At 50.3% G+C, this 22352-nt stretch carries 22 protein-coding genes; 2 read left to right on the top strand and 20 right to left on the bottom strand.

Features of this window, described 5'->3' with window-relative positions; genetic code table 11:
• Window positions 1-112: 112 nt before the first annotated feature.
• Complete coding sequence (locus ACTVJH_RS09425; protein ID WP_455989734.1) at window positions 113-622, bottom strand: GNAT family N-acetyltransferase; 510 nt, start codon at window positions 620-622, stop codon at window positions 113-115.
• Window positions 613-897 (bottom strand): type II toxin-antitoxin system TacA family antitoxin, encoded by a 285-nt coding sequence (locus ACTVJH_RS09420; RefSeq protein WP_455989732.1) that lies wholly within the window; start codon window positions 895-897, stop codon window positions 613-615. The genes ACTVJH_RS09425 and ACTVJH_RS09420 overlap by 10 nt, the downstream gene beginning before the upstream one ends.
• A 177-nt stretch (window positions 898-1074) precedes the next feature.
• Here ACTVJH_RS09420 and ACTVJH_RS09415 point away from each other — a divergent pair, with 177 nt between their 5' ends.
• Complete coding sequence (locus ACTVJH_RS09415) at window positions 1075-2175, top strand: Rpn family recombination-promoting nuclease/putative transposase (RefSeq protein ID WP_455989730.1); 1101 nt, start codon at window positions 1075-1077, stop codon at window positions 2173-2175.
• A 212-nt stretch (window positions 2176-2387) separates the two neighbouring features.
• Here ACTVJH_RS09415 and ACTVJH_RS09410 read toward each other — a convergent pair whose 3' ends face one another.
• Genes ACTVJH_RS09410 through ACTVJH_RS09395 form a run of 4 tightly spaced genes read right to left on the bottom strand, consistent with a single transcriptional unit; the run spans window position 2388 to window position 4069 of the window.
• Window positions 2388-2714, bottom strand: a complete 327-nt coding sequence (locus ACTVJH_RS09410) for a hypothetical protein (RefSeq protein ID WP_455989728.1) — start codon at window positions 2712-2714, stop codon at window positions 2388-2390.
• A gap of 33 nt (window positions 2715-2747) precedes the next feature.
• Window positions 2748-3128, bottom strand: coding sequence for a hypothetical protein (locus ACTVJH_RS09405; RefSeq protein WP_455989726.1), 381 nt, complete (start codon window positions 3126-3128; stop codon window positions 2748-2750).
• Window positions 3129-3154: 26 nt separating this feature from the next.
• On the bottom strand, window positions 3155-3844 hold the full coding sequence (locus ACTVJH_RS09400) for an ERF family protein (protein ID WP_455989724.1): 690 nt from the start codon (window positions 3842-3844) through the stop codon (window positions 3155-3157).
• Between the two features lie 15 nt (window positions 3845-3859).
• Window positions 3860-4069: a hypothetical protein gene (locus ACTVJH_RS09395; RefSeq protein WP_455989722.1), complete on the bottom strand. Its 210-nt coding sequence runs from the start codon at window positions 4067-4069 to the stop codon at window positions 3860-3862.
• Window positions 4070-4191: 122 nt separating this feature from the next.
• On the opposite strand from ACTVJH_RS09395, the gene ACTVJH_RS09390 reads away from it, so the two are divergent.
• On the top strand, window positions 4192-4497 hold the full coding sequence (locus tag ACTVJH_RS09390; RefSeq protein ID WP_455989720.1) for a helix-turn-helix domain-containing protein: 306 nt from the start codon (window positions 4192-4194) through the stop codon (window positions 4495-4497).
• A 475-nt stretch (window positions 4498-4972) separates the two neighbouring features.
• Here the strand turns inward: ACTVJH_RS09390 and ACTVJH_RS09385 are convergent, their stop codons facing one another.
• From ACTVJH_RS09385 to ACTVJH_RS09320, 14 genes are all read right to left on the bottom strand, one after another.
• Window positions 4973-5290 carry a type II toxin-antitoxin system RelE family toxin gene (locus ACTVJH_RS09385; protein ID WP_455989718.1) on the bottom strand — a complete coding sequence of 106 codons (318 nt, stop codon included), beginning with the start codon at window positions 5288-5290 and terminating at the stop codon, window positions 4973-4975.
• On the bottom strand, window positions 5287-5541 hold the full coding sequence (locus tag ACTVJH_RS09380) for a type II toxin-antitoxin system Phd/YefM family antitoxin (RefSeq protein WP_455989716.1): 255 nt from the start codon (window positions 5539-5541) through the stop codon (window positions 5287-5289). The genes ACTVJH_RS09385 and ACTVJH_RS09380 overlap by 4 nt, the downstream gene beginning before the upstream one ends.
• A gap of 357 nt (window positions 5542-5898) precedes the next feature.
• Window positions 5899-6903 carry a Fic family protein gene (locus tag ACTVJH_RS09375; RefSeq protein WP_455989714.1) on the bottom strand — a complete coding sequence of 335 codons (1005 nt, stop codon included), beginning with the start codon at window positions 6901-6903 and terminating at the stop codon, window positions 5899-5901.
• Window positions 6904-7142: 239 nt separating this feature from the next.
• Window positions 7143-7523 carry a type VII toxin-antitoxin system MntA family adenylyltransferase antitoxin gene (gene mntA, locus ACTVJH_RS09370; RefSeq protein WP_455989712.1) on the bottom strand — a complete coding sequence of 127 codons (381 nt, stop codon included), beginning with the start codon at window positions 7521-7523 and terminating at the stop codon, window positions 7143-7145.
• Window positions 7524-7862: 339 nt separating this feature from the next.
• Entirely contained in the window at window positions 7863-8093 is a 231-nt protein-coding gene (locus tag ACTVJH_RS09365) for a type II toxin-antitoxin system MqsA family antitoxin (protein WP_455989710.1), read from the bottom strand.
• 1 nt (window position 8094) lies between these two features.
• A complete protein-coding gene (locus ACTVJH_RS09360) occupies window positions 8095-8535 on the bottom strand; it encodes a DUF4258 domain-containing protein (protein WP_455989708.1) in 441 nt (146 codons plus the stop codon).
• A 61-nt stretch (window positions 8536-8596) separates the two neighbouring features.
• Entirely contained in the window at window positions 8597-9100 is a 504-nt protein-coding gene (locus ACTVJH_RS09355) for a GNAT family N-acetyltransferase (RefSeq protein WP_455989706.1), read from the bottom strand.
• Entirely contained in the window at window positions 9097-9387 is a 291-nt protein-coding gene (locus ACTVJH_RS09350; protein ID WP_455989704.1) for a type II toxin-antitoxin system TacA family antitoxin, read from the bottom strand. Before ACTVJH_RS09350 ends, ACTVJH_RS09355 begins: the two co-directional genes overlap by 4 nt.
• Window positions 9388-9702: 315 nt before the next feature.
• Complete coding sequence (locus ACTVJH_RS09345; RefSeq protein WP_455989702.1) at window positions 9703-12168, bottom strand: hypothetical protein; 2466 nt, start codon at window positions 12166-12168, stop codon at window positions 9703-9705.
• 89 nt (window positions 12169-12257) lie between these two features.
• Window positions 12258-13799: an AAA family ATPase gene (locus ACTVJH_RS09340; protein WP_455989700.1), complete on the bottom strand. Its 1542-nt coding sequence runs from the start codon at window positions 13797-13799 to the stop codon at window positions 12258-12260.
• Window positions 13800-13937: 138 nt separating this feature from the next.
• Window positions 13938-16250 carry a cysteine synthase gene (locus tag ACTVJH_RS09335; RefSeq protein WP_455989698.1) on the bottom strand — a complete coding sequence of 771 codons (2313 nt, stop codon included), beginning with the start codon at window positions 16248-16250 and terminating at the stop codon, window positions 13938-13940.
• A gap of 417 nt (window positions 16251-16667) precedes the next feature.
• Window positions 16668-18410, bottom strand: coding sequence for a hypothetical protein (locus ACTVJH_RS09330; protein ID WP_455989696.1), 1743 nt, complete (start codon window positions 18408-18410; stop codon window positions 16668-16670).
• 41 nt (window positions 18411-18451) lie between these two features.
• Window positions 18452-19897 (bottom strand): O-antigen ligase family protein, encoded by a 1446-nt coding sequence (locus ACTVJH_RS09325; RefSeq protein ID WP_455989694.1) that lies wholly within the window; start codon window positions 19895-19897, stop codon window positions 18452-18454.
• A 100-nt stretch (window positions 19898-19997) separates the two neighbouring features.
• On the bottom strand, window positions 19998-21926 hold the full coding sequence (locus ACTVJH_RS09320; RefSeq protein WP_455989692.1) for a polysaccharide biosynthesis protein: 1929 nt from the start codon (window positions 21924-21926) through the stop codon (window positions 19998-20000).
• Window positions 21927-22352 lie beyond the last annotated feature (426 nt).

The raw sequence follows: 22352 nt of genomic DNA, 5'->3' as shown, positions 1-22352 counted from the left end.
ATATCGTGTCCAGTCCACTGCCTCCAAGCATGAAAAAAAAGCGCCGGGCGCGGTTTGGTCGCACTATTTGAAACCCTGCAGCCATGTTTGCGAAATCTCAGCCCCCAAGCCCCTACCCGTTGCCCAGTAATCTTTTGAGATCTTTGATCAGCAAAAAAAGGTGATATGGATCTGTCGGGCTGGGGTCAAAATCCCAAGAAACATACCAGTTCCGTGCGGATTCATCCTTGGCATGTACCAGCAAAACTCGAATTCCCGCAATATCTGCAGCTTGAGCTGTTCGAAGCAAGGCATCTTTCAGCAAAGCTCGTCCAAGTCCCAGTCTCTGATGATCAGTATCCACGGCCAAACGCGCCAGAATCATTACCGGAACAGGATGACGAGCGAGTCCTTTCACAACTCGCTGGGGCGTGGCTTCATGAACAACACTTCCAACGGCCAGGCTATAATACCCAACCACAATATCTTTACAGCAGCATACATAGGTTTGAGCACTGTTTGCCCTCTGGTTTACCAGGGCATGCCGTTGCAAAAACAGATTAAGTGCTGTCTGTCCGCAATCAAAGACACTCACAGTATCGGTGGCCGAGAGTTTTCGTACAGGCTCGTATGCTATTTGCATTCGAGCAGACCTGGTGTTGAAAGCAGTTCTTTAAGACGAGGCTTATCTTGAACAGGCCGATCCAATGCTTTTTCGAACGCTGCCCACTGCGTGTCGTCCAGAGAAAAAAGCCTTTGATCAGCAAGGGCCTGATTAGCGGCGGCGATCCCGACATCCAGCAAAAATTCGCTGACATTTTTATGAGTTACGCGGGCAGCTTCTTGTAAAAGCATTTTAACGGAACTGCTGGTTCGAACATCAATCCGTTCATTTTTCGGTAGTCGTACGGCAGACATAGCTGGCTCCTGTTTGTTGTTTACTCTTACCATTAATGTCCTGACGTTGTCCTGACAAGTCTTTTTCTGCCAGTTTAAAAAAGCCCACCGAAGAAAATTCCACGGTGGGCGACCATTTCCCTGGCACAGGGGGGATTTCCCTTGCCGGCTTTGGGCATATGCCTTATGTTTTATTACATGAGCAAGAAAATCCCGTCAGCGCATGATCAAGGCACCATGAGCATCCAGAAAAGCAATACAAACACAAAAGCCTCGGAGTTAGGCAGGAACAACGAGCATGATGGCTCGTACAAGCAGATTTTTTCACACCCTGAGATGGTTGAAAGCCTGATCCGAGATTTTGTACCCGAAAAGTGGGTTCGGGGACTGGATTTTTCCACCTTGGAGAATACCAACAAGAGCTTCTCCACTGACGATATCCGATCACGTCATGATGACTGCATCTGGCGTGTGAAGTGGAATGACTCTTGGGTGTATGTCTATTTGCTCATCGAATTCCAGAGCACCGTGGATCCATGGATGGCTGTTCGGGTCATGGTTTATACTGGTTTGCTTTATCAGGATCTCATCAAGAGTAAGGTTATTGGCAACAAAGATAAGCTGCCGCCGGTGTTCCCCATTGTACTCTACAACGGCTGTAATCGTTGGACCGCCAAGCAGGAAATTTCAGATTTGATTGCTCCAATGCCGCCCAGCCTCGCTCGTTACAAACCGAGCCAACGGTATTTTTTCCTGGACGAAGGCAATGTCTCCAAGAAAAAACTCAGTAAGAACAAAGGGCTATCAAGTTTGCTCATACGCCTGGAGCAAGCGGAAGGCCCTGAAGAGTTGCAATGTGCGGTCAAAGGACTTATTGAAAGACTTAAAGGGCGTGAATATCTTTCCTTGCGCCGGGCATTCACGGTCTGGATCCGCCGGGTACTTCTCGCTCGGGTGGTGCCTGACGAACCCATACCCGAAGTAGATGATTTGCAGGAGGTCGATACCATGCTGGCAGAACGTGTGACCCAGTGGACTGAAAAATGGATGATGGCTGGAGAGGAAAAAGGCATCGAGAAAGGTAAAATCGAAGGCAAAATCGAAGGCAAAATCGAGAATGCCCAGCAGATGCTCTTGAAAACATTGATGATGAAGTTTGGCACTGTAAACCCCTTGATGGCTAACAGGATAACGTCCATTCACTCCCAAGCATCACTGGACAAGCTTTTCGAGCGTGCCTTTAATTGTGCAAGCATGGAAGAGTTTGAAGGATACCTTATTTCTGCCACGGACAACTAACCCGCCCCCTGTGTCACCCCCTGTGTCAGGGACTCCCTGTGTCAGGGAAGTTGTCGCCTTATCATCCATCAAGGCAGAGACGGTTCGAGGTGTTAGCACCTTACTCGTGACAACCTGCCATAAAAAAAGAAGAAAATTTCCCAAAAAAATCCGTGAGACATCCTATCGTGTCCCACGGATTTTCGCGTCATTTCCCTTTCATCCGATCCGGATCAACTCGTCGAAATTTTTATGCGAATAACCAACTCGTTCGCTTCCACTGCTGACATGGATTCGACCTGCTTCGCGGCGGTCCCTTCATGGCCCGCCTTTGCTTCTTGGCTTGCCATGGACTGGGCAGCCTGCTGTGGCGGCTTTGAATTGTCCATGCCGACCACTTTTTTTATTGCTGCGTCAACGTCTGCATAGTAATTCCAAAGACTTGACGTAGACATGTTGTTACGTCTCGCGACTTGTCTCAACGTGTCTTTATTGCGAATAAGGTCCATGACAGCGTCATACCGAACCTCGGGGGCAATTCTAGGTCTTCTTTTTTTCATATAACATCCTCTTTAGTTAAAGTTGGTTAAATATCAACAGGCTACAGTTTTCATAGTTTTGCTGGATCTTTCCAGAAAAGCTTTGGCAAACAAGGCGAGCTCGGGCCATTTTTTACCACCAATTTCCAGGAGCTGAAAAAATCTGCAGGCCGCATACTTTTCATCAACTGTTTCAAGCTGATGTATGACCTCCATGCATCCGTAAGCGTACGTCCTATCATAGTCCGGCATCATCACCACCCTGGTCATGACGCCGTTTTTGTCGAGATTTTTGTACAACGCATCAATCTCCATCTCATTGATCAAATTTTGAGATTCTGCAGAGATGTCTTTTGTTTCTTCGTGCATCTTCTGCTTAAACTTGTTCAAATCTTCCATCCCCTGACCTTTAAAAGCACGATTTTCATTGCTCATAATTTTCTCCTTTAAAGCTGAGTTCGTTAGACTGCCTTTTCCAAATTCTCACGCGCCTGATGCTGACTCATCCAGGTGATCACCCGGGATGCTTCGACCCTTGACAGACGCTCGATGGCGTCCACTTTTTTCTCGAAAAATTTGCCCACCGCCTCGAGCGCATCAAGCCCCCGCTCTCTGGCCATCTCCTCGATCGTCTCGATCTGTTTGTGTGTTGCCACAGCATCCCCGGCCTTGCCGGGTTTGGAATCTGTTTTACATCCGCTATTACCTCCTTTATCATTATAATGGATTGCATGCTCTCCGTCGTCGTCCTCAGACGCGATCCCGATGATCGCACACAAGGAATACCGCCTGGCATAGGTAAGGGCCGACCCGACCGCCTGAGGATTGTCGATTTGACAAAAAATAGGATAATCACTTTCGATCCACTCACCGCTTCGAGCGTGAATCAATCGCGTCAAAAGGTGCATCACTCCATCGTTGCCAGTTCTTATGATCTGGATTACAGCCAAATCATTGTCGGCCAATTGTATGCGACATGAATCTAGACAGGCAGCCAAACTAGAGTAGTGTGATGAATAACTGGCATTGACTGAATCTTTTTTTGCAAATTCCATCGCCCCCTGCACCCGTGACAGGGCCATTGCCAGATTGGAGATAACGGGACTTTGACATTCATGGCTTATAGCCGTATTCTGATTATATTCAGTCATGCTTCACCTCTTCCATTATTGACCAAATTCATTCGCAAAAATAACTCGCCTGGCATCAAGCAATGTAATTGCATCGGCAATAGCCATGACCGACCATTCAATCTTTGTCATAACGACTATATCGGGGTCTCCTTCCTGGAGGCTATCCAAGCGCTCGGCTATGGTGATCAACTTTTCTTTTACTTCTTCGAGGCCAGCATCAAATTGTGATAATGCCTTTCGCATTTTTTCCTCCTTAAAAAAATTATTTGTTCCTTTCCTCCGCAGCAACAAATACAACATACAAAACTAAGACTAATTTGTCAAGCTTTAATTAGACATTTTGCCAAAAAAGATTTGGGGTTCGTATGAAAAGCAACTTAGAAAGAATCATGAAGGATAAAAATATGACCATCAGGGCTTTGGAACAGCTCTCTGAAGTCAATAATGTTACTATTTTAAAAGCCAGAAAAGATGTAGAGATTTCACGTTGCACTCTTGCCACTCTTGAAAAACTAGCCATGGCTCTTGATGTGTCCGTTCACGACCTCTTTGATGATGGACATCATCACCGGCTCGCCCCCCAAATGGAAACCCAACCATCAACCAGGATAGACGAACTCGCGAAACGCATCGACAAAATTGAATCCAAGCTTCAGCACCTGCCTTCCTGACACAGGGGGGGGGTTATAGATGACAAAAAGAACCGGCAGCCCTACATCCCATGGTCTACCATTTCATCTGACAACGCCGACCGTCTGGTCGGCAAATTGGGCAAAGTGCTCGAGTCCGGGCTTCTTGCATAATAAATCAAAAAGGCCTGGCAGTTATATAACATAACTGCCAGGCCTTTTGAATTTCAGATCTTAGCCCTGGATCACACAAAAAAAAATAAAATTTACACTTGACAAATCAGGGTAGCAAAAACGGTGTTACTTCTAACCAAAAAAATCAGCAAAAAATTTTCCTCCCCACGTTACATCGAACAAAACGAGGAAGAAGTAACGCTTTTATGTAACACACGTTACATCGAGCTGGAAATTGAATTTTTTGGGACCATTTTGGGACTAATTTGGGTCCCATTTTAAAAGTGTCTGGGTCTCTGAGACCGGTAACGCACAGGCATCAAAGGCATCGTGAGACGAAAAATCACTCCACAAGCCCAAGTCGGACAAGTTTTTGGGCAAGCTTGTAGATATCTTTTTTATGCCCATCATTACGCAAGCCAATGGCAACGACAAGAACACATACGGTTTCGTCGTGTACCTGGAAAATAATTCTGTACCGTTGCCCGACAGCACGAAGGGAGCGGTATTCGGCCAGGTCGCCGGCCAGTGTCTTACCCTGTTTTTGGGGCGAGACCGCTAATTTTCTGATTCTTTCAAGAAGAAGTTTCTGGACACGCTTGTCTTTAACAGCCCGGACCTGGTCGGCCGCAGGTTCGGACACGATGACCTTCCAACTCATATCTTAAGTTCCCTGGCCAGATCCTCAACGCTGATCGTTCTCCCCTGACGGAGAGCGCGGATTCCTTCCCTGAGAGCATTTCTCGATGCTTCGTCCCCCAGGATTTCAAGCGTTTCCATAAGGGTTTCATAAAACTCCCAGGACAGGACCGCCAAGACCGGTTCCTGCTTTCGCGTGATCCTGATGGCGCTGGTGGCCCCCAATTCTTCAGGAAGTCTGGTCAGCCGGGTTCTTGCCTCTGAAATATTCATGCTTTGTTCCATATAATCCTCCATGTACATCACTTTGTACACCATCATGCACAGAAGTCAATTCCAGGAAAAAACATCCCCCAACAGGGAGGCTTTAGGTGGACCCCAGGAGCTGGACAGCCAACCGACACGCCCTCAAAAGGCCATTCTATCTCCACGCGAGTTCCTTGGAGAAACCTTAGCAGACCTTGTGCAAAGCCCCGTCGAGTGAGCTTGCGAACGGGCGTCTAATGCCTTTGATTGCGAATCAAATTTTCTTGTTTTTTATGGCAGACTTTCACGAGTAAGGTACTAAAACCGGTTTGCCCTGCCTTTCCCTTTTCCGTTGGTGTACCTGACGTGTGATGGTCTGTCGCCTCATCCACCGCCATGGCGGGCTATCATCTGGCGGCCCTTGTGGGTCAGCCGGTATTGCTGTTTGCTGCTGCGCGGCTTGTCAGGGATGGTCATTTCAATGAGTCCTGCGTTCAAAGCCGGAAGCAGATAGGCCTTGCGGAAATGCTCGTCGTCCTTGAGCCCGAGCGCCTCTTTGAGCTGTTGCCGGGTCATCTCAACGGTCAGGGCCGCGAGAAGTCGGACTTCCGGGGTAACTTCCGGGGCAACTTCCGGGGTCGACCCGGTCACGCTCTCCAGGATCATCCGGAGGATAAAGGAAATAAAGGGAGCAGAGTCGGTCTGCCCGGTACTCTGCTGCAAGGCGTGGTAATATTCGGATTGGTGTTCGAAGATCAGGCTTTCTACCGGAATGTCTGCAAACAAAGGATTCCAACGGGTCAGAATCAGACTTTGCCACAACCGCCCCATGCGGCCGTTGCCATCGGCAAAGGGGTGAATGAATTCGAATTCGTAATGAAAGACCGAACTCGCGATAAGCGGGTGCACATCGCCACGAGCCAACCAGCTCAACAGGTCCTTCATCAAAAACACCACTCGGTTGGCGGGTGGAGCCATGTGAATCACCTGCCGGCCGTCCATCACCCCCACACCGCCATGGCGATACATGCCCGCTTCATGGATCAGGCCCGCCATCAAAATCCCATGCGCCTCCAGCAGATCCTTTTCGACCTCAGGCTTCCAAGTATCGAACCGGTCGTAGGCGACCAGGGCGTTTTTTACCTCCTGCACCTCCCGAGGAGGAGCAATGACTCGCTTACCTTCCACAATCGCGGTGATTTGCTCCTGACTCATCGTATTGCCTTCGATGGCCAACGAACCGTGGATGGTACGGACACGATTGATGCGCCGCAACCGCAAGGCTCTCGCCTGATTGGCGAGCGCGGTCATCCGTCCGATAGCCTCGCTGATAGCTGCGACCCGGTTTAAAATCTCAGGGGTAATGGTGTAGGGTGGCTGGTATTTCATAGCTCTCGTCAGCATACAACAGCATAGGAACCGCCAGCTAAAGGATTTTGTTGCCAACGAAACATACGAAACATGCGAAATAAAGGCAGTTTTTATTTAAAACCTTTCGTGTACCCGGGGGGCAGACACTGTTTAGCGTACCCGGGGGGCAGACACTGTTTAGTTGGCCCACTGTCTTTATCTTTTCGCTGGTACATGTATTGACCAGCTAAACAGTGATTTCCTGCTCGTAAAGGAAGTCACGCATGGAGGTAATCCTTCTCGATCTTGGAGATGATGGACATTTCAACCCGCCGTACATGGGGAACAAGGCGGTCGTACAGCCGCTTGCCCTTGATGATGTTCATCTGCAAAGGGGGCGGGACCATTTCCAGGTCGACAACGGATATCTCGGTGTACATCCCCAGCTCGCGCTCAAGAAGTGCTTCGACCTGTTGCGGACGGGACACGCGCTCAAGAATATCGGGTTCAAAATCCGAAAAAAGCACGGCAAGATCCCAGTCGCTTTCGGCATGTTCCTGATTTTTGGCCCGTGAACCATACAGATAGATGGCATCAACCGCAAAATGGGTGCGAACGATGCCGATCATGTCGTCGAGCAGGGATCCTTTATGTGTCACCGTCTCATCCTTCATTGAAAAGTTCCTGTGCTTTTGTCGTCGTTGAAGAAATAGGTGATCGCGTTGATGTCTATTTGATCCGTTTTTGAAAAGGCATTAACCGCCCGTTCGCAAGCTCACTCGACACTACCGGACAAAAAATTGGACAACGGCCCCGGACAACTGAAATTCCGTCCGCCGGACTGTCGCCGGCCGGAAACTGTCACCACTTCGTGGATTTTCAGCGGAAGCCGTTTCAATCACCCCTTTGTTAGCTTCACGGTTGTCGAGTCCTAAAACTTTATTGGTGAAAGCTTACAGATCCAGCCATGGGGTCTGAACCCTCGAGATACACATTTTTCAAGCTGCGGACCCATACTCCATAAACCCCATGCTCAATCCATCACGCTCAGCACGGTCCAGAAGGAACTCGATATTTCTGGCAACTTCCATATCAATGTACTCCTCGCCACATTGTTCGCAGATTCGAGCAGGCACATTAAGAATCACAATCACCTTGCCGTTGTTCATTTGAAAAGGAAGAATAGTCGTTCCAATCTCCATCTTCCCTCTGCAGAGTGGACAGGCCATATCACAGTCTCCTGATTCTGAATTGTTCATCCCAGCGTTCGCTGGTAGGTTCATACAAAGTTATGATCCAGATAATATTGCTTTCCTGATCCCAGGCTACCACGGCATGCAACGGTTTTCCGGAAATTGTATAACCCAAAATAAGTGCGCTCGGCAACGGATAATCATCCTCATAATATTCAACGATTTCAGAACAAACAAGAGCTTCCTTGAGTTCATCCACAGTTATCCGTCTTTGACGCATCCGTAAAATACAGTGCTTCTTCAATGCAACCCTTTCAGCAGCTGCAAGAGAACGAACTCCACGTATCCAAAATTCCAAATATTTTTTGCGCATTTCTTTGGGTTTCTGAGACCAGCAACAAACGTACTGATACAGGAACAGGTTATAGTCCGGAGCGAGGCGCAGGCTAATGCCCCAAGCCTTACCCTTTCCAGACACAGGGGGCCACTGCGTGGATCACAGACGTTTCGCTAAACCCTGTCCTGGCCTTGGCTGTAGATCATTTCAGGGAGTGTAACGACAAAAACAATCGGTTGCTGTGATCCGACAACCTTTTAAACCCGTACTGTTCATAAAATGCTCTGGCATGGTCATCCATTGCATCGACGACCATGGCATAGATCGCAATCTGATCACGTACTGACAGGGTTCGCTTGATGGCATCTACAAGCAGCATCCTGCCGATACCACAACCCTGTGCCCGTTTGCTGACACCAAGCCTGCCGATCAGGGCGGCGGGAATCGGATGCCTGGGCAGCTTTCGGGCCATATTTTCGGGCAATTGGTTCAAGGCAATGGATAATGCACTCAAGCTGTAATATCCCACTATCTCCCTAGGCGTGTCGAGCCGAACCGCAACAAAGACACGGCTGATACCGCGTCGTATATCCTGCCCGGCCTGCTTCTGGATATAACGATCCAGTGCTTCTACATGACACGAAAAGCCTGTTCGGTCGTGATCAGCCTGCAGCGGCTCGATAATCAGATCCTGAGCATGTTTCATTTTGCAACAACACGCTGGTCATATTCTTCAAAGGCTTCTGATAATTTGGTTGTAAACCGTACAGGCCCGGAAAGCGCCTCAAAAAAAGCCTGCGATTCCTTGGCGTTCAGGGACATCGACTGATGCTCCTGAATTGTTTTTTCCGCATGCTTCAGAGCGCTGGTCAAAATAAAATTGCTGACGGTTTTCCCTTCAAAACCCGCGGCAAGGGTTATCAACTCCTTGGCCCTGCTTTTCACACGGAGGTTGATCCGTTCGGTTTTGGTGTCTTGTGATGCTGTATCCATGCCTTCTGTCTCCCTGTTTTTTATGAATTCCGAGCAAACGTACGTCAAAAAGGTGCCTCGGTCAATCATCCGCCCTGCCGAGACCAAGGCAAATTTGCTCGGACACAAGGACCTGGAATATGGTGGCCAGCTGGGAAGGTCCGCAGGAAAGAGGAAAGGGTTAAGGGATGCTTTTTTCGAATTGGTGAATATGATGAGATGAGTTCGATCTTTTTGCCAAGATTCTGAATATCATGCGAAAAAAGCGAAATAAGTAGTTAACAGCCCCTAAAATCGATTATTTCGCTTTTTTCGCTTAATTCGCAATCAACACATTCATGAATCTTTCGCCAAGAGGTATATTTTTTTTGGGGCTCCCTTGGTCTTACGCTTCTCAAGGCAGATGCGACCAGTTTCGACCAGGGAATCGAGTTCTTTGCGTAACACCCTGTTCTTTATGTGATTACCAAACAATTTATAAAGTTGCGTGCTCGTCAGCCCTTCGGGTTCATCCCTGAGAGCTGCAATAATTACACGGGAATAATTGCTCTCTTCAAGTTCGCCAAAAATAGTATATGCTGAATCCGTTGCATACTCCCAGACAGCCAGGGCGCGCTCAAGATGCCGTTTATGGATTTTTTTCGAACAATCGAGCACAGCATAGATCAGTGACAGTCTGATGGTATGTGTTGCCCCGCGACTAAGGATCTGGCTCATAACCCCTTCATCCAGATCAGTAATCTCCGAATACTTTTTCTCCCACAAGTTGGCAGCATCTTCAGAAAAATCAAATTCTCCGCGGTGTTTTTCAGACCACTTAAGGATCTCGAGTAATCTTTTCTGGAAAGCTCCGAGCACATCCGGGTTCATAATTTGTGGAAACGGACACAGTTCCCCACGGCGAACGCACACCCACAAAAAACGATTGACAAATCCGTTATAGCACTCTGTCAGCGTGAGTTTTTTCATCAGCTCGTCTCGGCTGATGTGCGCGACGATCGCAACATGGTGGCCTGTGGCCGAAATTTTATTGGTTTTTGTCATCGGTGCAAGCTTATGCCCATCATACATACAGCGAATGATGTTCGAGAGGGTATTGCCCTGTCGCCGCATCGAATCAAGAGGATTTGCAAATTCCCCTTCAATAACCATCAATCGCTTGTCCTTGACTCCGGGATCCTTGACCACCAACTCCTCTTCGCCGGTCTCCTGATTTTTCCGCCAAACCGTTTCGGCATCTTTCACAGCTTCAATAATCCCTTCCCCGCTTGAAAGCGGCCCATTTTTCGTTTCCGCTCCCTGCCAGGATGACGAAGCATCGAAATCAAACAAAGCCCGTACCGGAGAGGCTGAAGTTCCCTTCCTGGCCATCCCGCTGGCACCGACCAGCACGGCATTGATTTTACCGGGTTGATTTTCGGGATGCACCTTGTACACATCCGGACCGATTTCAACCCCAAAGCGGGACAAAAACGTAACCAGCACACCAACTGGATCGGCTTCACTTTTTTCAACCGCCGCACTGACAAATTCTCCGGCAAAACCGTCAAACATGACGGGATCAGGCTCTGGCCAGGCGGGCTGGGCTATGTTTGAAGCCTGGTCTGTATTTGCAGATATACTGGGAACATCGAATGCTTCCGAGGTTTCTTCAGATCTATCCGCAGCCAAACTGCCCTTATCACCAGCCGCTCCTTGTTCGGGTTCATCTCCCTGACGTTCGGGGTGATTTTTTCCGGATATCTCAACCGGACCGGATTGGGATGACGCTTCTCTTACCTGATTCCCCTCAGCCCCTCCGGAATTATCTGTGTGAGCTTCACTTGCGGCGTCAGCCCTGCCTGACCTGGCATCCGAGGGGTCGTTGCTTGAGCTTTTGGCAGATCCCTTGAGCTGCTGTTTGACTCCGTCCAGGCCATGGGTGATCAGCACATGGTTAAATGTCGTCCAGCCTTTCTTGCCGTCAGTGATTGCAACGGGCTCAACCACCTTCGCCTTTATTTTCCTGGCTGCCCTGCGGGCCTCGTCCAAAGAAGTGTTTGCCTCGTGATCGCCACGAGCCGGGACGGCCAGAACCAATCGGCTTTTGGGATACTGGTTCTGAGCACGTAAGAGGACAGGCTTCAGATTTTTGAGATACAGCGCACACAAAACAGGAAATTTTGTTGCCTTCCACAATGTTGCCGCTGTCTGAAAACCTGCGCAGACATAGACCGTTTCAGGCTGGTTCGCAGTTGTATCAATCTTCTCTTGAATACAAAGACAGCTCCCTTGGACTCCATCAGGATTGACAATGATTCTCTTGCCATTTTTATCGATGAGCTGGATCGCAGTGACTTCGTTCTTTGTATTTGCAAGCGGTATGACCAGTTTCCCCTTGTAAACCGATCCGTTGGGATAGCAAATATGCTTGGAATGCAAGTAAGGATGGCCGTCATCTGAAGACAACGGCTTTGCCTGATGCATGATTTCGTTTATTCGTGCCTTGATTCGTTTCTTTTTCACGTCTGATTTTATAACTAAAAATATTTTTTCGACTTCCTCGTCACGAGGTTCTCCATCATCCTGATGCCATTCATGCTGGTCTTTTTTGGCGTACGTCCCGTACATTCCGTGGAGTTTGTCGTTTTTGTCTTTGACAAGGATGTAAAATCCCTTGCACTTGGATGATGTTGTCGTCTCGCACCATTGGATTGTATTATCCATGACCACGTTTTTTACATCAAGCCCGAACCCCTGGATGGTTTCAAGAAATATCCTGTCGTTTTCCTTGAAAAATTTATTAAGAAAGTTGATGGACATACATTTATCATCCCTTGTCTTACAGGCATCTAGGCTTGAATATTGAAGCACTACGTGATCTGCTTACCCATACTCCCTGACACAGGGCGCTATTTCACCAGGGTCTCCCACACAAACTGGGTGATATTGCGCTCCTTACTGGAAAATTCCACGCCCACCAGATAGACGTCCTGTCCGGCAAATTGCTCTGCGTATCCTTTGGTCTTGATCTGCTCCAAGGCCTGACCCGGTCCGCACTGTTCCAGGACCTTGAATTCTATCAGATAGACACGGTCCTTGAAATACACCACCAGATCGAGACGACCTTTGTTGGTGTGTACCTGGGGGTGCACATCGATTCCTGTGGCGGCGAAATAGCAATATACAATGGAGGCGTAGTAGGCTTCATACCCTGCAGTCTGCTGCTTATGGTACCAATCATAGGGAATGGAGGCGAAAAAGGCATAAAACAGCTCATGCAGCCGATCGAAATCATTGCTTTCCAAGATTTCATACAGGGCAAAGGCGTTGTTCTGCTGCACGACCGGGGTGGTGGTGAAATAGCTCAAAATATAGTCGGCCAGGCTTTGACGAACTTCCTGATTGGGATAGCGCAGGGTGTAGCGCCTCATGCCGCCTAAGGTTTCCTGCCCGTCAAGGGTCAGATATCCGGTTTGAAAGAGCAGATTTTCCACCTCGATGTGGTCTACATCAAAGCTGCCCAAAAGACTCTCACCCACCCGCAGATTGTTTAATTCCGGAACCGGATATTTTCGGTCCTGGAGGAGTTTGAGCAAAAAGGTAGGGGTGGCACTCTCGAACCAGTAGTTGGAAAAACGACGAGAATCCAGAAAGAGCAGAATATCAAAGGGATTATAGACCTTTTCGCCCAGCCAGTTATAGCCGTTGTACCAGGTGCGAACCTCATCAAGATCAATACCTTCAAGATAGTCGACAAAAACCGTTTCCAGATCCTGCTGGGTGTAGCCGCACAAGGCGGAGTATTCCGGACTGAGGGTAATGTCCTTGAGATTGTTCAACCCGCTAAATAACGATACCTTGCTGAATTTGGAGACTCCGGTGATGAACACCAACCGCAGATAGGGGTCACTGTCCTTTAAAACGGAATAATAGTTCTTGAGCTCTTCCCTGATTTCCACGGCCAGTTCCGGCTTGTGAATACTGTCTAAAATCGGTTTGTCGTATTCATCCACAAGAACTACGGCTTTTTGTCCTGTTTGCTCTTCCAGCAGACGGATGAGTTGAAGAAACATCTCGCGCAGGTCCTGTTTTGTCGTCTTCAGGCCATAGGCTTCGAAATGGTCTTCTAGGATGGAACCAAAACGGATTTTCAAATCCTGTACCGATCGTATCACCCCGGATCCAAAGCTGATATGCACAACAGGATGTACACGCTCCCAGTCCCAGTTGTCGTAGAGGTACAACCCCTGAAACAGCTCGCGTTTACCTTCGAAAGCGGACTTGAGCGTACTCAATAAAAGGCTTTTGCCAAACCTTCGCGGGCGGGAAAGAAAATAATATTTATTCTGAGCGGCTATCTCAGCAATAAACCGGGTCTTGTCCACATAGGCATACCCTTCCTCGATCAGGTTCTCAAACGTCTGAATGCCGATGGGCAGCTTCTTCATCATCTCCTCCGGAAACTATAAAAACGCAGTATGCTTGCAGCCTAGCCCGGCCGGGGACTGACCTCAAGAAAAATGTCATATCAAAAATTGGCTTAACTTGGTCTCCACTTTTTTATTGCAGGATCATCCGTTCCCTACCACCTAAAATCGCCCTCCCCGATAGACCCTCACCCCTTCCCGGGCGTCCACGATACGAAATCCGGCCTGGGCTATTTGCTCGCGAATGGTGTCAGCGGCCTTGAAATCCTTTGCCTGCCGGGCATGTTCGCGTTTCTGGATCAGGGACTCGATCTCTTCACCATAGGCAGCTTTGTCGAGCGGAATCATGGACCAATCAATGATTCCAAGGACCCTGTCCATGGATTCCAATTGCTCCTTGCAGGCCATGGCCCCGGCGCGGTTCAAATCGCCGGCTGCATGCAGGGTGTTGATGGTCTTGCAGAACCTGAGCAGTTCGGGCCAAAAATGATGGAGTCCAAGATCTGCTTCAAAGGCATCGCCAAATCCCTGTTTGAGATCGAACAGAGCCTGCTTGATCGCTGCGTCCCCCCCGGCCTGGTCAGCAAACACCCCTGAAGAAAGGGTGACCACGAGATCCTGGACATGATTCCAATTGCGCTGCCACATGATCAGATTGTCCCGGGAGGCTACCAGCGGTTTGTGATAGGAGGTTGAAAGAAGCCACATCCGGATCGCAAAGGGGGTAATCCCCAGAGCGAGACATTCCTCGATATCACAGAGGGAAAACTCAAGGGATTTGCGCTGTACAGGGTGGGAAATCATCCATGCCTTGACCCCGGCCTTGCGCTCGACCGCCCAGATGGAGCGCAGATTTTCCAGATGGGGAAAGGCCTGATTGGTCCCGGCAAGACATACAGCTATTTCATCAAGAAGCGCGGTCCCAATACCTGCCATCTGCAGATACCACGACGGCCTGACATTGCCCCATCTGGTCTTCAGACAGGTCCCCTCCTTGAGATCCTGCAAGGTGGCCCGTTTGAGCAGGGTGAAATCCCGGGGATTTTCCTTGACGTAATCCGTAAGATCAACGGTCTTGCCAAGGCTTAACTTGTTTAAATCAATACAGCTCAACTCCCCGTAATCCTTGTCGCGCATGATATCAAAATACACGGACCGAAGCTTTTCATAGGCCAGCCCCTTTTCGAGCAGTTTATCGCACAAGCCGATCATACCGGGCAGATGACTGGACGCCGGTTCAAACACGGTCTCCTGGCCGATCCCAAGCAAGGCTGCCTGCTCAGCCAGTTTTTCCATGCGCATCCGGCTGAATTTTTCACGGGAGATATGCGCCTCCCGGGCCCCGAGAACCGTCCGGTCATCATAATCGGCAAGCCCGACCACGACCTTTGCACTGCCGCCTTTGCTCACCATATAGCGGCGAACAACATCCAGCAAAACCAACCGCCTCCAGGGTTCGAGCTCGCTTATCCGCTCAAGACTCGGGCCAAAGGTGAACAGCCCCAGGGTCTTGTTCGTAGCCGTGGGATAGACCAGATCCTGGGTGCGGGTATCGAACAACCCGATTCCCTTTTTGGCCGGGGGGGTGAAAAGCGAGGTGGACAGATAGCGGTCTCCGCCGTCAGGCAGGATGCACACGATCAATCCGGATGTCAGCTCCCGGGCGATCTGAGCCGCCCCGGCCATGGCAGCTCCACTGCTCATCCCAGCAAAAATCCCTTCCTTGCGGGCCAGGTCCCGGCACATGGCAAACCCGTCTTCATCGTCCACATGGATGATCCGGTCCAGGACATGCTTGTCATAGATCCCCGGCGGATAGGATTCCTGCATGTTCTTGAGTCCCTGAATGCGGTGACCGGCATAGGGCTCCACCGCGATGATAGAAATGGCCGGATCGAGCTCCTTGAGTCGCTTGCAGATGCCCATGGCCGTACCCGAGGTTCCCAGGCAGACAACCACATGCGTCACTCTGCCCTCGGTCTGATCCCAGATTTCCTGGCCGGTTCCCCGGTAATGGGCCTCGATGCAGGCCGGATTGTTGTACTGATCCATGAGCACATAGGTCTCGGGCTCCTGCCTGGCCAAACGGTAGGCCTCCTCGATGGCACCGTCCGTTGCCAGATGGCCGGGTGTCAGCCTGATATCCGCCCCATAGGCGCGCAGGATCTTCTTGCGCTCTTGTGAGGCTGATTCAGGCATAAGCAGCATGAGCCTGTACCCCTTGACGGCACAGACCATGGCCAACCCGATTCCCGTGTTCCCAGAGGTAGGTTCGATGATTGTCTTGTCGCTGGTCAGGATGCCCTGTTTTTCCGCATCCTCGATCATGGCCAGGGCCACTCTGTCCTTGATGGATCCACCGGGATTGGAGACCTCCATCTTGGCAGCGATGGTCACTGCAGGATTTGGATTCAAACGGTTGATGCGGACAAGCGGGGTCTGGCCCAGGGTATCGAGAATGGTATGGTGAATCATGAAAAGGTTCCGGTTGGCTGGATGGTTGAAGCGAAGAAAGCAACACGGTTTCTATCCCCAAACGCAGTGACACGCAAACCAGAACCAGGATGAAATCCCGGTCGCATGGATTCTCAAAAAACTTTCAGGCAAGGGCCGAAAGCAAAAATGAACCGAAGAAAACAGCAGATGAAGACAAGGGATGGAAAAATTCAGAACCAGGATGTGAGATGGCGGGATACAACGAGATCCCAAAAAGCTGACGACGCAGGTCCAGGTTGTGCGTTTCACCTGACACCTTCAGGTACCTGTAAGACTACTATTTCCGCACAGGTCTAACGCGGCCAAGCCGCAGTTTTAAGTTTTAGGTTTTAGGTTTTAAGTTCAATCGGTTATGGAATTTTTTTGTTTTTATAGCAGACTTTCGCGAGTAAGGTATTAAAACCATGGCCCCGATTCCTTGAGGGGAGCCTGGGCCAAAGCAGCCTGTTTCCAGGAGCGTCGTGCAGTCCTTTTCCCCTTGAAAATCATTTTTTTCACATTTCCGGCAACAAAGATGCGCACCTGCCAGGGGGCAAAATGAGTTTTCACGGTGCCTTCACGCACAACAAAGCGTTTTTCATCAAAAGGATCATCCACATAGACAAGTCCGGAAGGAAACCCGCTCATAATCGCATCAACAGGACGATCGATGGTGTTCACGGCCATGATCACGGTTTTATCCCCATGCTGCATCAATCCCGCCTGAACGGCGGGTCTTCCCACGGCATCGCATCTAAAGGGTGATGTCATGTGCACGCTTAAACGATGTACGCCCCCGGTATCGACCAACCAGGGTTCGAGGCTGCGAACCTGATTGGCAATATCCCAGAGACCGGCTTGCCGCGAGGCCTCTTTTTTAACGTGGGAGTAGGTATAATACAAAATGCCCTTGACCTCATGAATCAGGGATAAAAAAGTCAAACAGCGCATCTGCTCATAGGAGGGAAAAACAGGCCATCCGTGCCTGGCCATGGCATCTCCGCCAAAGGCCTGAATAATGGCCCAAATTTCTTTTTCAGGTCCTGCCAGATCCCGGGCCTCATCGATACTGTCTGCAAGCCAGGTCATGGGCATACTCGGCACGGGATATTGATCCATCATGAACACATCTGCGCTTTTCTGGTAATCTGCCACGCACTGGGGACGCACATTGGCCATGATCCCGAGGGTATTGGGCCACGCATTGTGTAATTGGCGCCGATGCTCGATAAGTGTGGAAGGAGCAATCGAGCGAAGTTCAGGCTCGTCATCGATATACAAATAATCGTCCGGACCGAATGCGACCCCGCTTTGGTTGAAATCCTCGATCACCTCTGCAAGCTTTTTCGCATCATGCGGCAAGCGAACAAAACACCCAAGCCCTGCTGCATGCGCCTTGCCCACAGCCTCGACGGTTCCGGGCACCCGAACCAGATTAAACGGCGAACCGGCAATGGTATCCAGGTCATCAACAGATGTTCCGTAAAGACCCAGAGGGAAAGGCCTGAGGCCGGAGGTCCGAGGTCCGAGGTCGGAGGTCTGAGGTCTGAGGTCCGACTTCCGACTTCCGTCTTCCGTCTTCCCGACTTCCGACCTCCGACTTTCGATCTCCGTCTTCCCGGCTTCCGACCTCGTTTTTTTCGCTTTCACCAGGCTTGGCCTGGTAAACCAGAATCCCGTGGGAAACTCGTTTATCAGGCGAATGGTCGATTGTCCGGATACGGATCCGGAATCGATCCGCAATCGTATCGTGTGCACCCGTTTGGAAAACCAGACCTGATCGAGAAAAAAGCGCTGCCCGAAAACCTCCACCTGGGGATACATCTTGTTGATCGCCTTGCTTCTGAAAATCCTGATCTCGAATTCATACTCCGTATGGGGAAGAATCTTATCCACCTGACATTGCCAGTATCCGGCCCGGTCCTCCCCACCCTTGATATACAGATACCGATCCTTGTTGTTGGGCGAATCAACCACCTTGAACACACTTTTGCTCACCTCAGGCACGGTACAATTCCCAGGCTCCCATCCTTGCGGAATGCCGTCGGCGATTTGAGTGAAATCCGGATTGGGAATGAGATTGACCGATGCACGTACACCGCCCACCCAACCCATCAGGACCAGACACATACAGAAAAAACAACTCAGGAACTTCTTCATGACCCTTTCACCCAGCTAAAAATGAACAAACCAGCTCCCCCTTACCCCTTAACCCTTAACCCTTTCCCCTTAACACGCTCTCTTTCCTTCGTATGCATACCCGCGATCGCCAACCCGACAATGGCGGCCAGGGTCAGTCCGTTGGCGGGCATGCGCAGGCCAAAGTCAACCAGGCTATGCACTCCGGCACATGTCAACGCGCCGATGGCCCCGAGTCCCACGGCCATGGCCAGGGTGGAGGATTGGCGCATCCATCTTTTGACAAGCCAGACGAGCAAGGCCAGATAGGCCCAGACCACACAGATCAGGCCGAGCACCCCGGTATCGGTCAGGGTTTCAGCCCAGTCGTTGTGCAGATGGGTCAACCCCCTGTTTTGTCCCAATGCGGAGAGTTTGTAGGCTGGATAGGCCTCTTCAAAGGTACCTAGACCGGTACCAAACAGGGGATAATCCCTGATCATCGGCCAGGCGGATTTGAGAAATCCGAGCCGCACGTCATTCATACGGATCTCTGTCTTCTGCCACCGCTCGATCACCGGATCCAACCCAATGCGGGCCCCATAGATTCCAGCGACAAGAATCGCCACGAGCAGGAGAACGCCAAATCCCTTGCGCCGGGTCTTTACAAAAACGAGTCCGGCCATGACCGCAAATCCCGCTGCGATTCCCAGCATGGCCCCGCGCGAACCGGTCATCACCAGCACCACGAGCATGAGGGCCGTAAAAAAAAGCTGCAATCCGGTTTTCTGGGCATGGGCCTCCTCGTCCTGGAGCAGATCCAGGATGCGCCGAAAGAGCTTTTGCCTGCGTTTTGAAGATTTGACCTGTGAACTCTTGTGAAATCGTGACCGGTACACATACGCCATGGACAAGGGTACAATCAGTTCGAGATAGAGACCAAAATGGTCGGGATTGATAAATGTTCCGAAGATCCGAAACGAACGACCGGCCCAGACATTTTTCCACCACAAAATATGATTGTGTCCGCTTAGCTTCTCAAAAAGTCCATACAAGGAGACAACCGCCCCAATGACAATCAGGGTCCGCACCATAGCGATGACATGCTTTCGAGAGACAAACACCCCCTGAACCAGATAGCATAAAAGGACATAGACAACCCCCTGAACCAGAGCCAGACGCGTCTCAAAGGGCACCAGGGACAAGGTGGCAAACTCCCGGTCTATACCTGTTGCCTGATTGACGGCCAGGTATATATCAAAGGGCTTTGGACTGAGAACGCCGATCCAGGCAAGGGGAAGGGGGACGAGCTGAAAAATGACCAGGGCGAAAAAAAGAGCCACCGGCAAGGTGGCTGGATAGGCCAGAGAAGGGAGGGGGCTTTTGCGAACAAAATCACGACCCAGGGAGGCCAACCACCAAAGCCCCACCCCCAGAACGGTCATGTTGATCGCGCTGTAGGCCCACACATGCACCGAACCAAAGGGAATCGGTGCAAAAACAAGGATAAAGAGAAGAAGAAAACGCATCAAGGGGCTCCTTGGGAGCCGTTGAGGGTTGAAAAAGGCTGCAAAGGAGCCGTTAAAGGTTGTAAGTATAATGATTCAGATGCGATTTGACAATCACCCGTCAACGGCCTTCCTCAAGAACCAGCACGCATCCCGTTTTTTTCTGCGAATATTCCGGGACGATATTTTGCAATTTGTCCTTGATACCTGCGGCATCATATTCTTTTGCCTTGGCAATGAGCTCCTCGATCTGCCACATGAGAATCTCGCGGTATCCAGGATCAAGAACCTGGCCGTCGTTTTCCGGGCGAAGGACCATGATCTCTTCATGCTCGGTATCCACGACCCCCTCGCCATGGGTGATCAATTCCTCGAAGAGCTTTTCACCGGGCCGAAGCCCTGTATAGGTAATGGGAATATCAAGTTCAGGTTCCCTGCCTGAAAGCCGGATCAGATCCCTGGCCATATCTGCTATCCTGACCGGAGTACCCATCTTGAGAATGAAGATCTCTCCCCCCCTACCCATGGTGCCGGCCTGGATAATGAGCTGACAGGCCTCGGGGATGGTCATGAAGTATCTAGTCATCTCCGGATGGGTCACGGTGACCGGCCCGCCCTGCCTGATCTGCTGTTTGAAAAGGGGAATGACCGACCCGCTCGATCCGACCACGTTGCCAAAGCGCACCGCCATGAACTTGGTATGCCCGCCTGGCCGTGACTGCATCAGCAATTCAGTGGCCCGTTTGCTCGCACCCATGACATTGGTCGGCCTGACAGCCTTGTCCGTGGAGACCAGGACAAAGCGGTCCACCCGGTTGTTTTCGGCAGTCTCCATGACCACATGCGAACCCCAAATATTGTTGTAGATGGCCTCCCAGGGGTTGCATTCAACCATGGGCACATGTTTGTAGGCTGCGGCATGAAAGACCACCTCGGGGTGATAGACCTTCATGATCTTGTCCATGAGAACCTGATCCTGGACCCGGCCGAGAACAGGAACATATCGTGTAAAGTGCATCTCATACTCCATCTGCATCTGGATGGAGTAGAGATTATGTTCGCCCCGTTCATATAAAATAACGAGTTTGGGTTCATATTTGATCACCTGACGAACCAGTTCCGAACCAATGGAGCCACCCGCCCCGGTTATCATGACAATCTTGTCCGTCAAATAGGCCGAGATAGCGGCGTTCTCCAGCCGAACCGGCTGCCTGCCGAGCAGATCCTCGTAGCTTACGTCCCTGAACTGATTGATGGATACAGATCCGTCAATGAGATTGCCGATGCTTGGCAGGGTCTTGTATCTGATATCCGCTGATTTGCACGCCCCCACCACCCGACGCATCTGCGTGCCCGTGGCCGTGGGAATGGCGATGAGTATTTCATGCACCCCTTGCTCCGACGCGATCCGGGTGACATCGTCAATGGTTCCCAAAACCGGCACCCCGTGCACGCTCCTGCCCTGCTTGTCGCCGCGATCATCCAAAAATCCCACAACCTGGTATCCCAGCTCGGGATTCTCGATAATCTCTCTAAGCACCTTTTCCCCGGCATTGCCCGCACCAACAATCAGGACCCGGTGCAGATCACGACACCGCCTGACATAGATTTTTCCGGGCAGCAGGGCACCAGCTGAAAAATTTCCCCTGTGCAGATAAAACGTCCGGACGGCCACCCGCACTCCACCGGCCAGAACAAAGGAAAGCACCCCGTCGATAAGAAAAATGGACCTGGGAAACCCGCTGAAATACCCAAGCATGTACAACAGGGCAATGGAGGTGATCTCGGAGATGACAACGGCCTTGAGCAAGGCCCAGGAATCACGAATATCCGTATACCGCCACATCCCCTGGTACAGGCCGAAGATGAACATGACTGCAATCTTCACCGGCACCATCACGGGAAAAAGAGCCCACATCTTGACCAGATACTGCGCCTCGGGCTCAAAATCGAACCTGATCCAGAAGGAAAGAATCAAGGCCAGGCTAAAAACCAGTAAATCCGTACCCAGAACAAGATACAGATTTCTATTCAATAACTGACGAAGCATGTCATTCCTCAATGCGATACAGATTCGACCAAAGATCTCAGGTCCAAAAACCGATACAACAAAAGAAGCCAAATCACGAGCAGCTATCAGCACACACCATTCCCATACCCACATACCCCCAAAAAAGAAACCCTACCTTCTGCCTTGTGGCACGGTAGGGTTTGGGCTTTTCAGATCAAATAAAAATACGTATCTTCAAAAAAAATTATCTTGAAATACAAAGTGTTATTTACTTCCCTACACGTAGCACCCCCCGGGGAGCATCTCTTTTGATATGGGGGTTTGCCCCTACCTTGCACCCGTTCACGTGATAAAAAATCGGTCAAATCAACGGGGTACCCGGTGATAGCTTTCAAGGAAAAATATGTAACCTCTTTGAGAATTACCGGAAAATATAAACGATTACCGCAGCGAGAAAACATTATT

It is taken from the genome of Desulfoplanes sp. PS50 (assembly GCF_053851535.1).
The sequence above is the reverse complement of the archived record's forward strand: the minus strand, read 5'-3'. Positions and strand labels throughout refer to the sequence as shown.

Coding starts and splice junctions, on each gene's coding strand:
- ACTVJH_RS09425 (WP_455989734.1), bottom strand. CDS start 622: ATGCAAATAGCATACGAGCCTGTACGAAAACTCTCGGCCACCGATACT.
- ACTVJH_RS09420 (WP_455989732.1), bottom strand. CDS start 897: ATGTCTGCCGTACGACTACCGAAAAATGAACGGATTGATGTTCGAACC.
- ACTVJH_RS09415 (WP_455989730.1), top strand. CDS start 1,075: ATGAGCAAGAAAATCCCGTCAGCGCATGATCAAGGCACCATGAGCATC.
- ACTVJH_RS09410 (WP_455989728.1), bottom strand. CDS start 2,714: ATGAAAAAAAGAAGACCTAGAATTGCCCCCGAGGTTCGGTATGACGCT.
- ACTVJH_RS09405 (WP_455989726.1), bottom strand. CDS start 3,128: ATGAGCAATGAAAATCGTGCTTTTAAAGGTCAGGGGATGGAAGATTTG.
- ACTVJH_RS09400 (WP_455989724.1), bottom strand. CDS start 3,844: ATGACTGAATATAATCAGAATACGGCTATAAGCCATGAATGTCAAAGT.
- ACTVJH_RS09395 (WP_455989722.1), bottom strand. CDS start 4,069: ATGCGAAAGGCATTATCACAATTTGATGCTGGCCTCGAAGAAGTAAAA.
- ACTVJH_RS09390 (WP_455989720.1), top strand. CDS start 4,192: ATGAAAAGCAACTTAGAAAGAATCATGAAGGATAAAAATATGACCATC.
- ACTVJH_RS09385 (WP_455989718.1), bottom strand. CDS start 5,290: ATGAGTTGGAAGGTCATCGTGTCCGAACCTGCGGCCGACCAGGTCCGG.
- ACTVJH_RS09380 (WP_455989716.1), bottom strand. CDS start 5,541: ATGAATATTTCAGAGGCAAGAACCCGGCTGACCAGACTTCCTGAAGAA.
- ACTVJH_RS09375 (WP_455989714.1), bottom strand. CDS start 6,903: ATGAAATACCAGCCACCCTACACCATTACCCCTGAGATTTTAAACCGG.
- ACTVJH_RS09365 (WP_455989710.1), bottom strand. CDS start 8,093: ATGGCCTGTCCACTCTGCAGAGGGAAGATGGAGATTGGAACGACTATT.
- ACTVJH_RS09355 (WP_455989706.1), bottom strand. CDS start 9,100: ATGAAACATGCTCAGGATCTGATTATCGAGCCGCTGCAGGCTGATCAC.
- ACTVJH_RS09350 (WP_455989704.1), bottom strand. CDS start 9,387: ATGGATACAGCATCACAAGACACCAAAACCGAACGGATCAACCTCCGT.
- ACTVJH_RS09345 (WP_455989702.1), bottom strand. CDS start 12,168: ATGTCCATCAACTTTCTTAATAAATTTTTCAAGGAAAACGACAGGATA.
- ACTVJH_RS09340 (WP_455989700.1), bottom strand. CDS start 13,799: ATGATGAAGAAGCTGCCCATCGGCATTCAGACGTTTGAGAACCTGATC.
- ACTVJH_RS09335 (WP_455989698.1), bottom strand. CDS start 16,250: ATGATTCACCATACCATTCTCGATACCCTGGGCCAGACCCCGCTTGTC.
- ACTVJH_RS09330 (WP_455989696.1), bottom strand. CDS start 18,410: ATGAAGAAGTTCCTGAGTTGTTTTTTCTGTATGTGTCTGGTCCTGATG.
- ACTVJH_RS09325 (WP_455989694.1), bottom strand. CDS start 19,897: ATGCGTTTTCTTCTTCTCTTTATCCTTGTTTTTGCACCGATTCCCTTT.
- ACTVJH_RS09320 (WP_455989692.1), bottom strand. CDS start 21,926: ATGCTTCGTCAGTTATTGAATAGAAATCTGTATCTTGTTCTGGGTACG.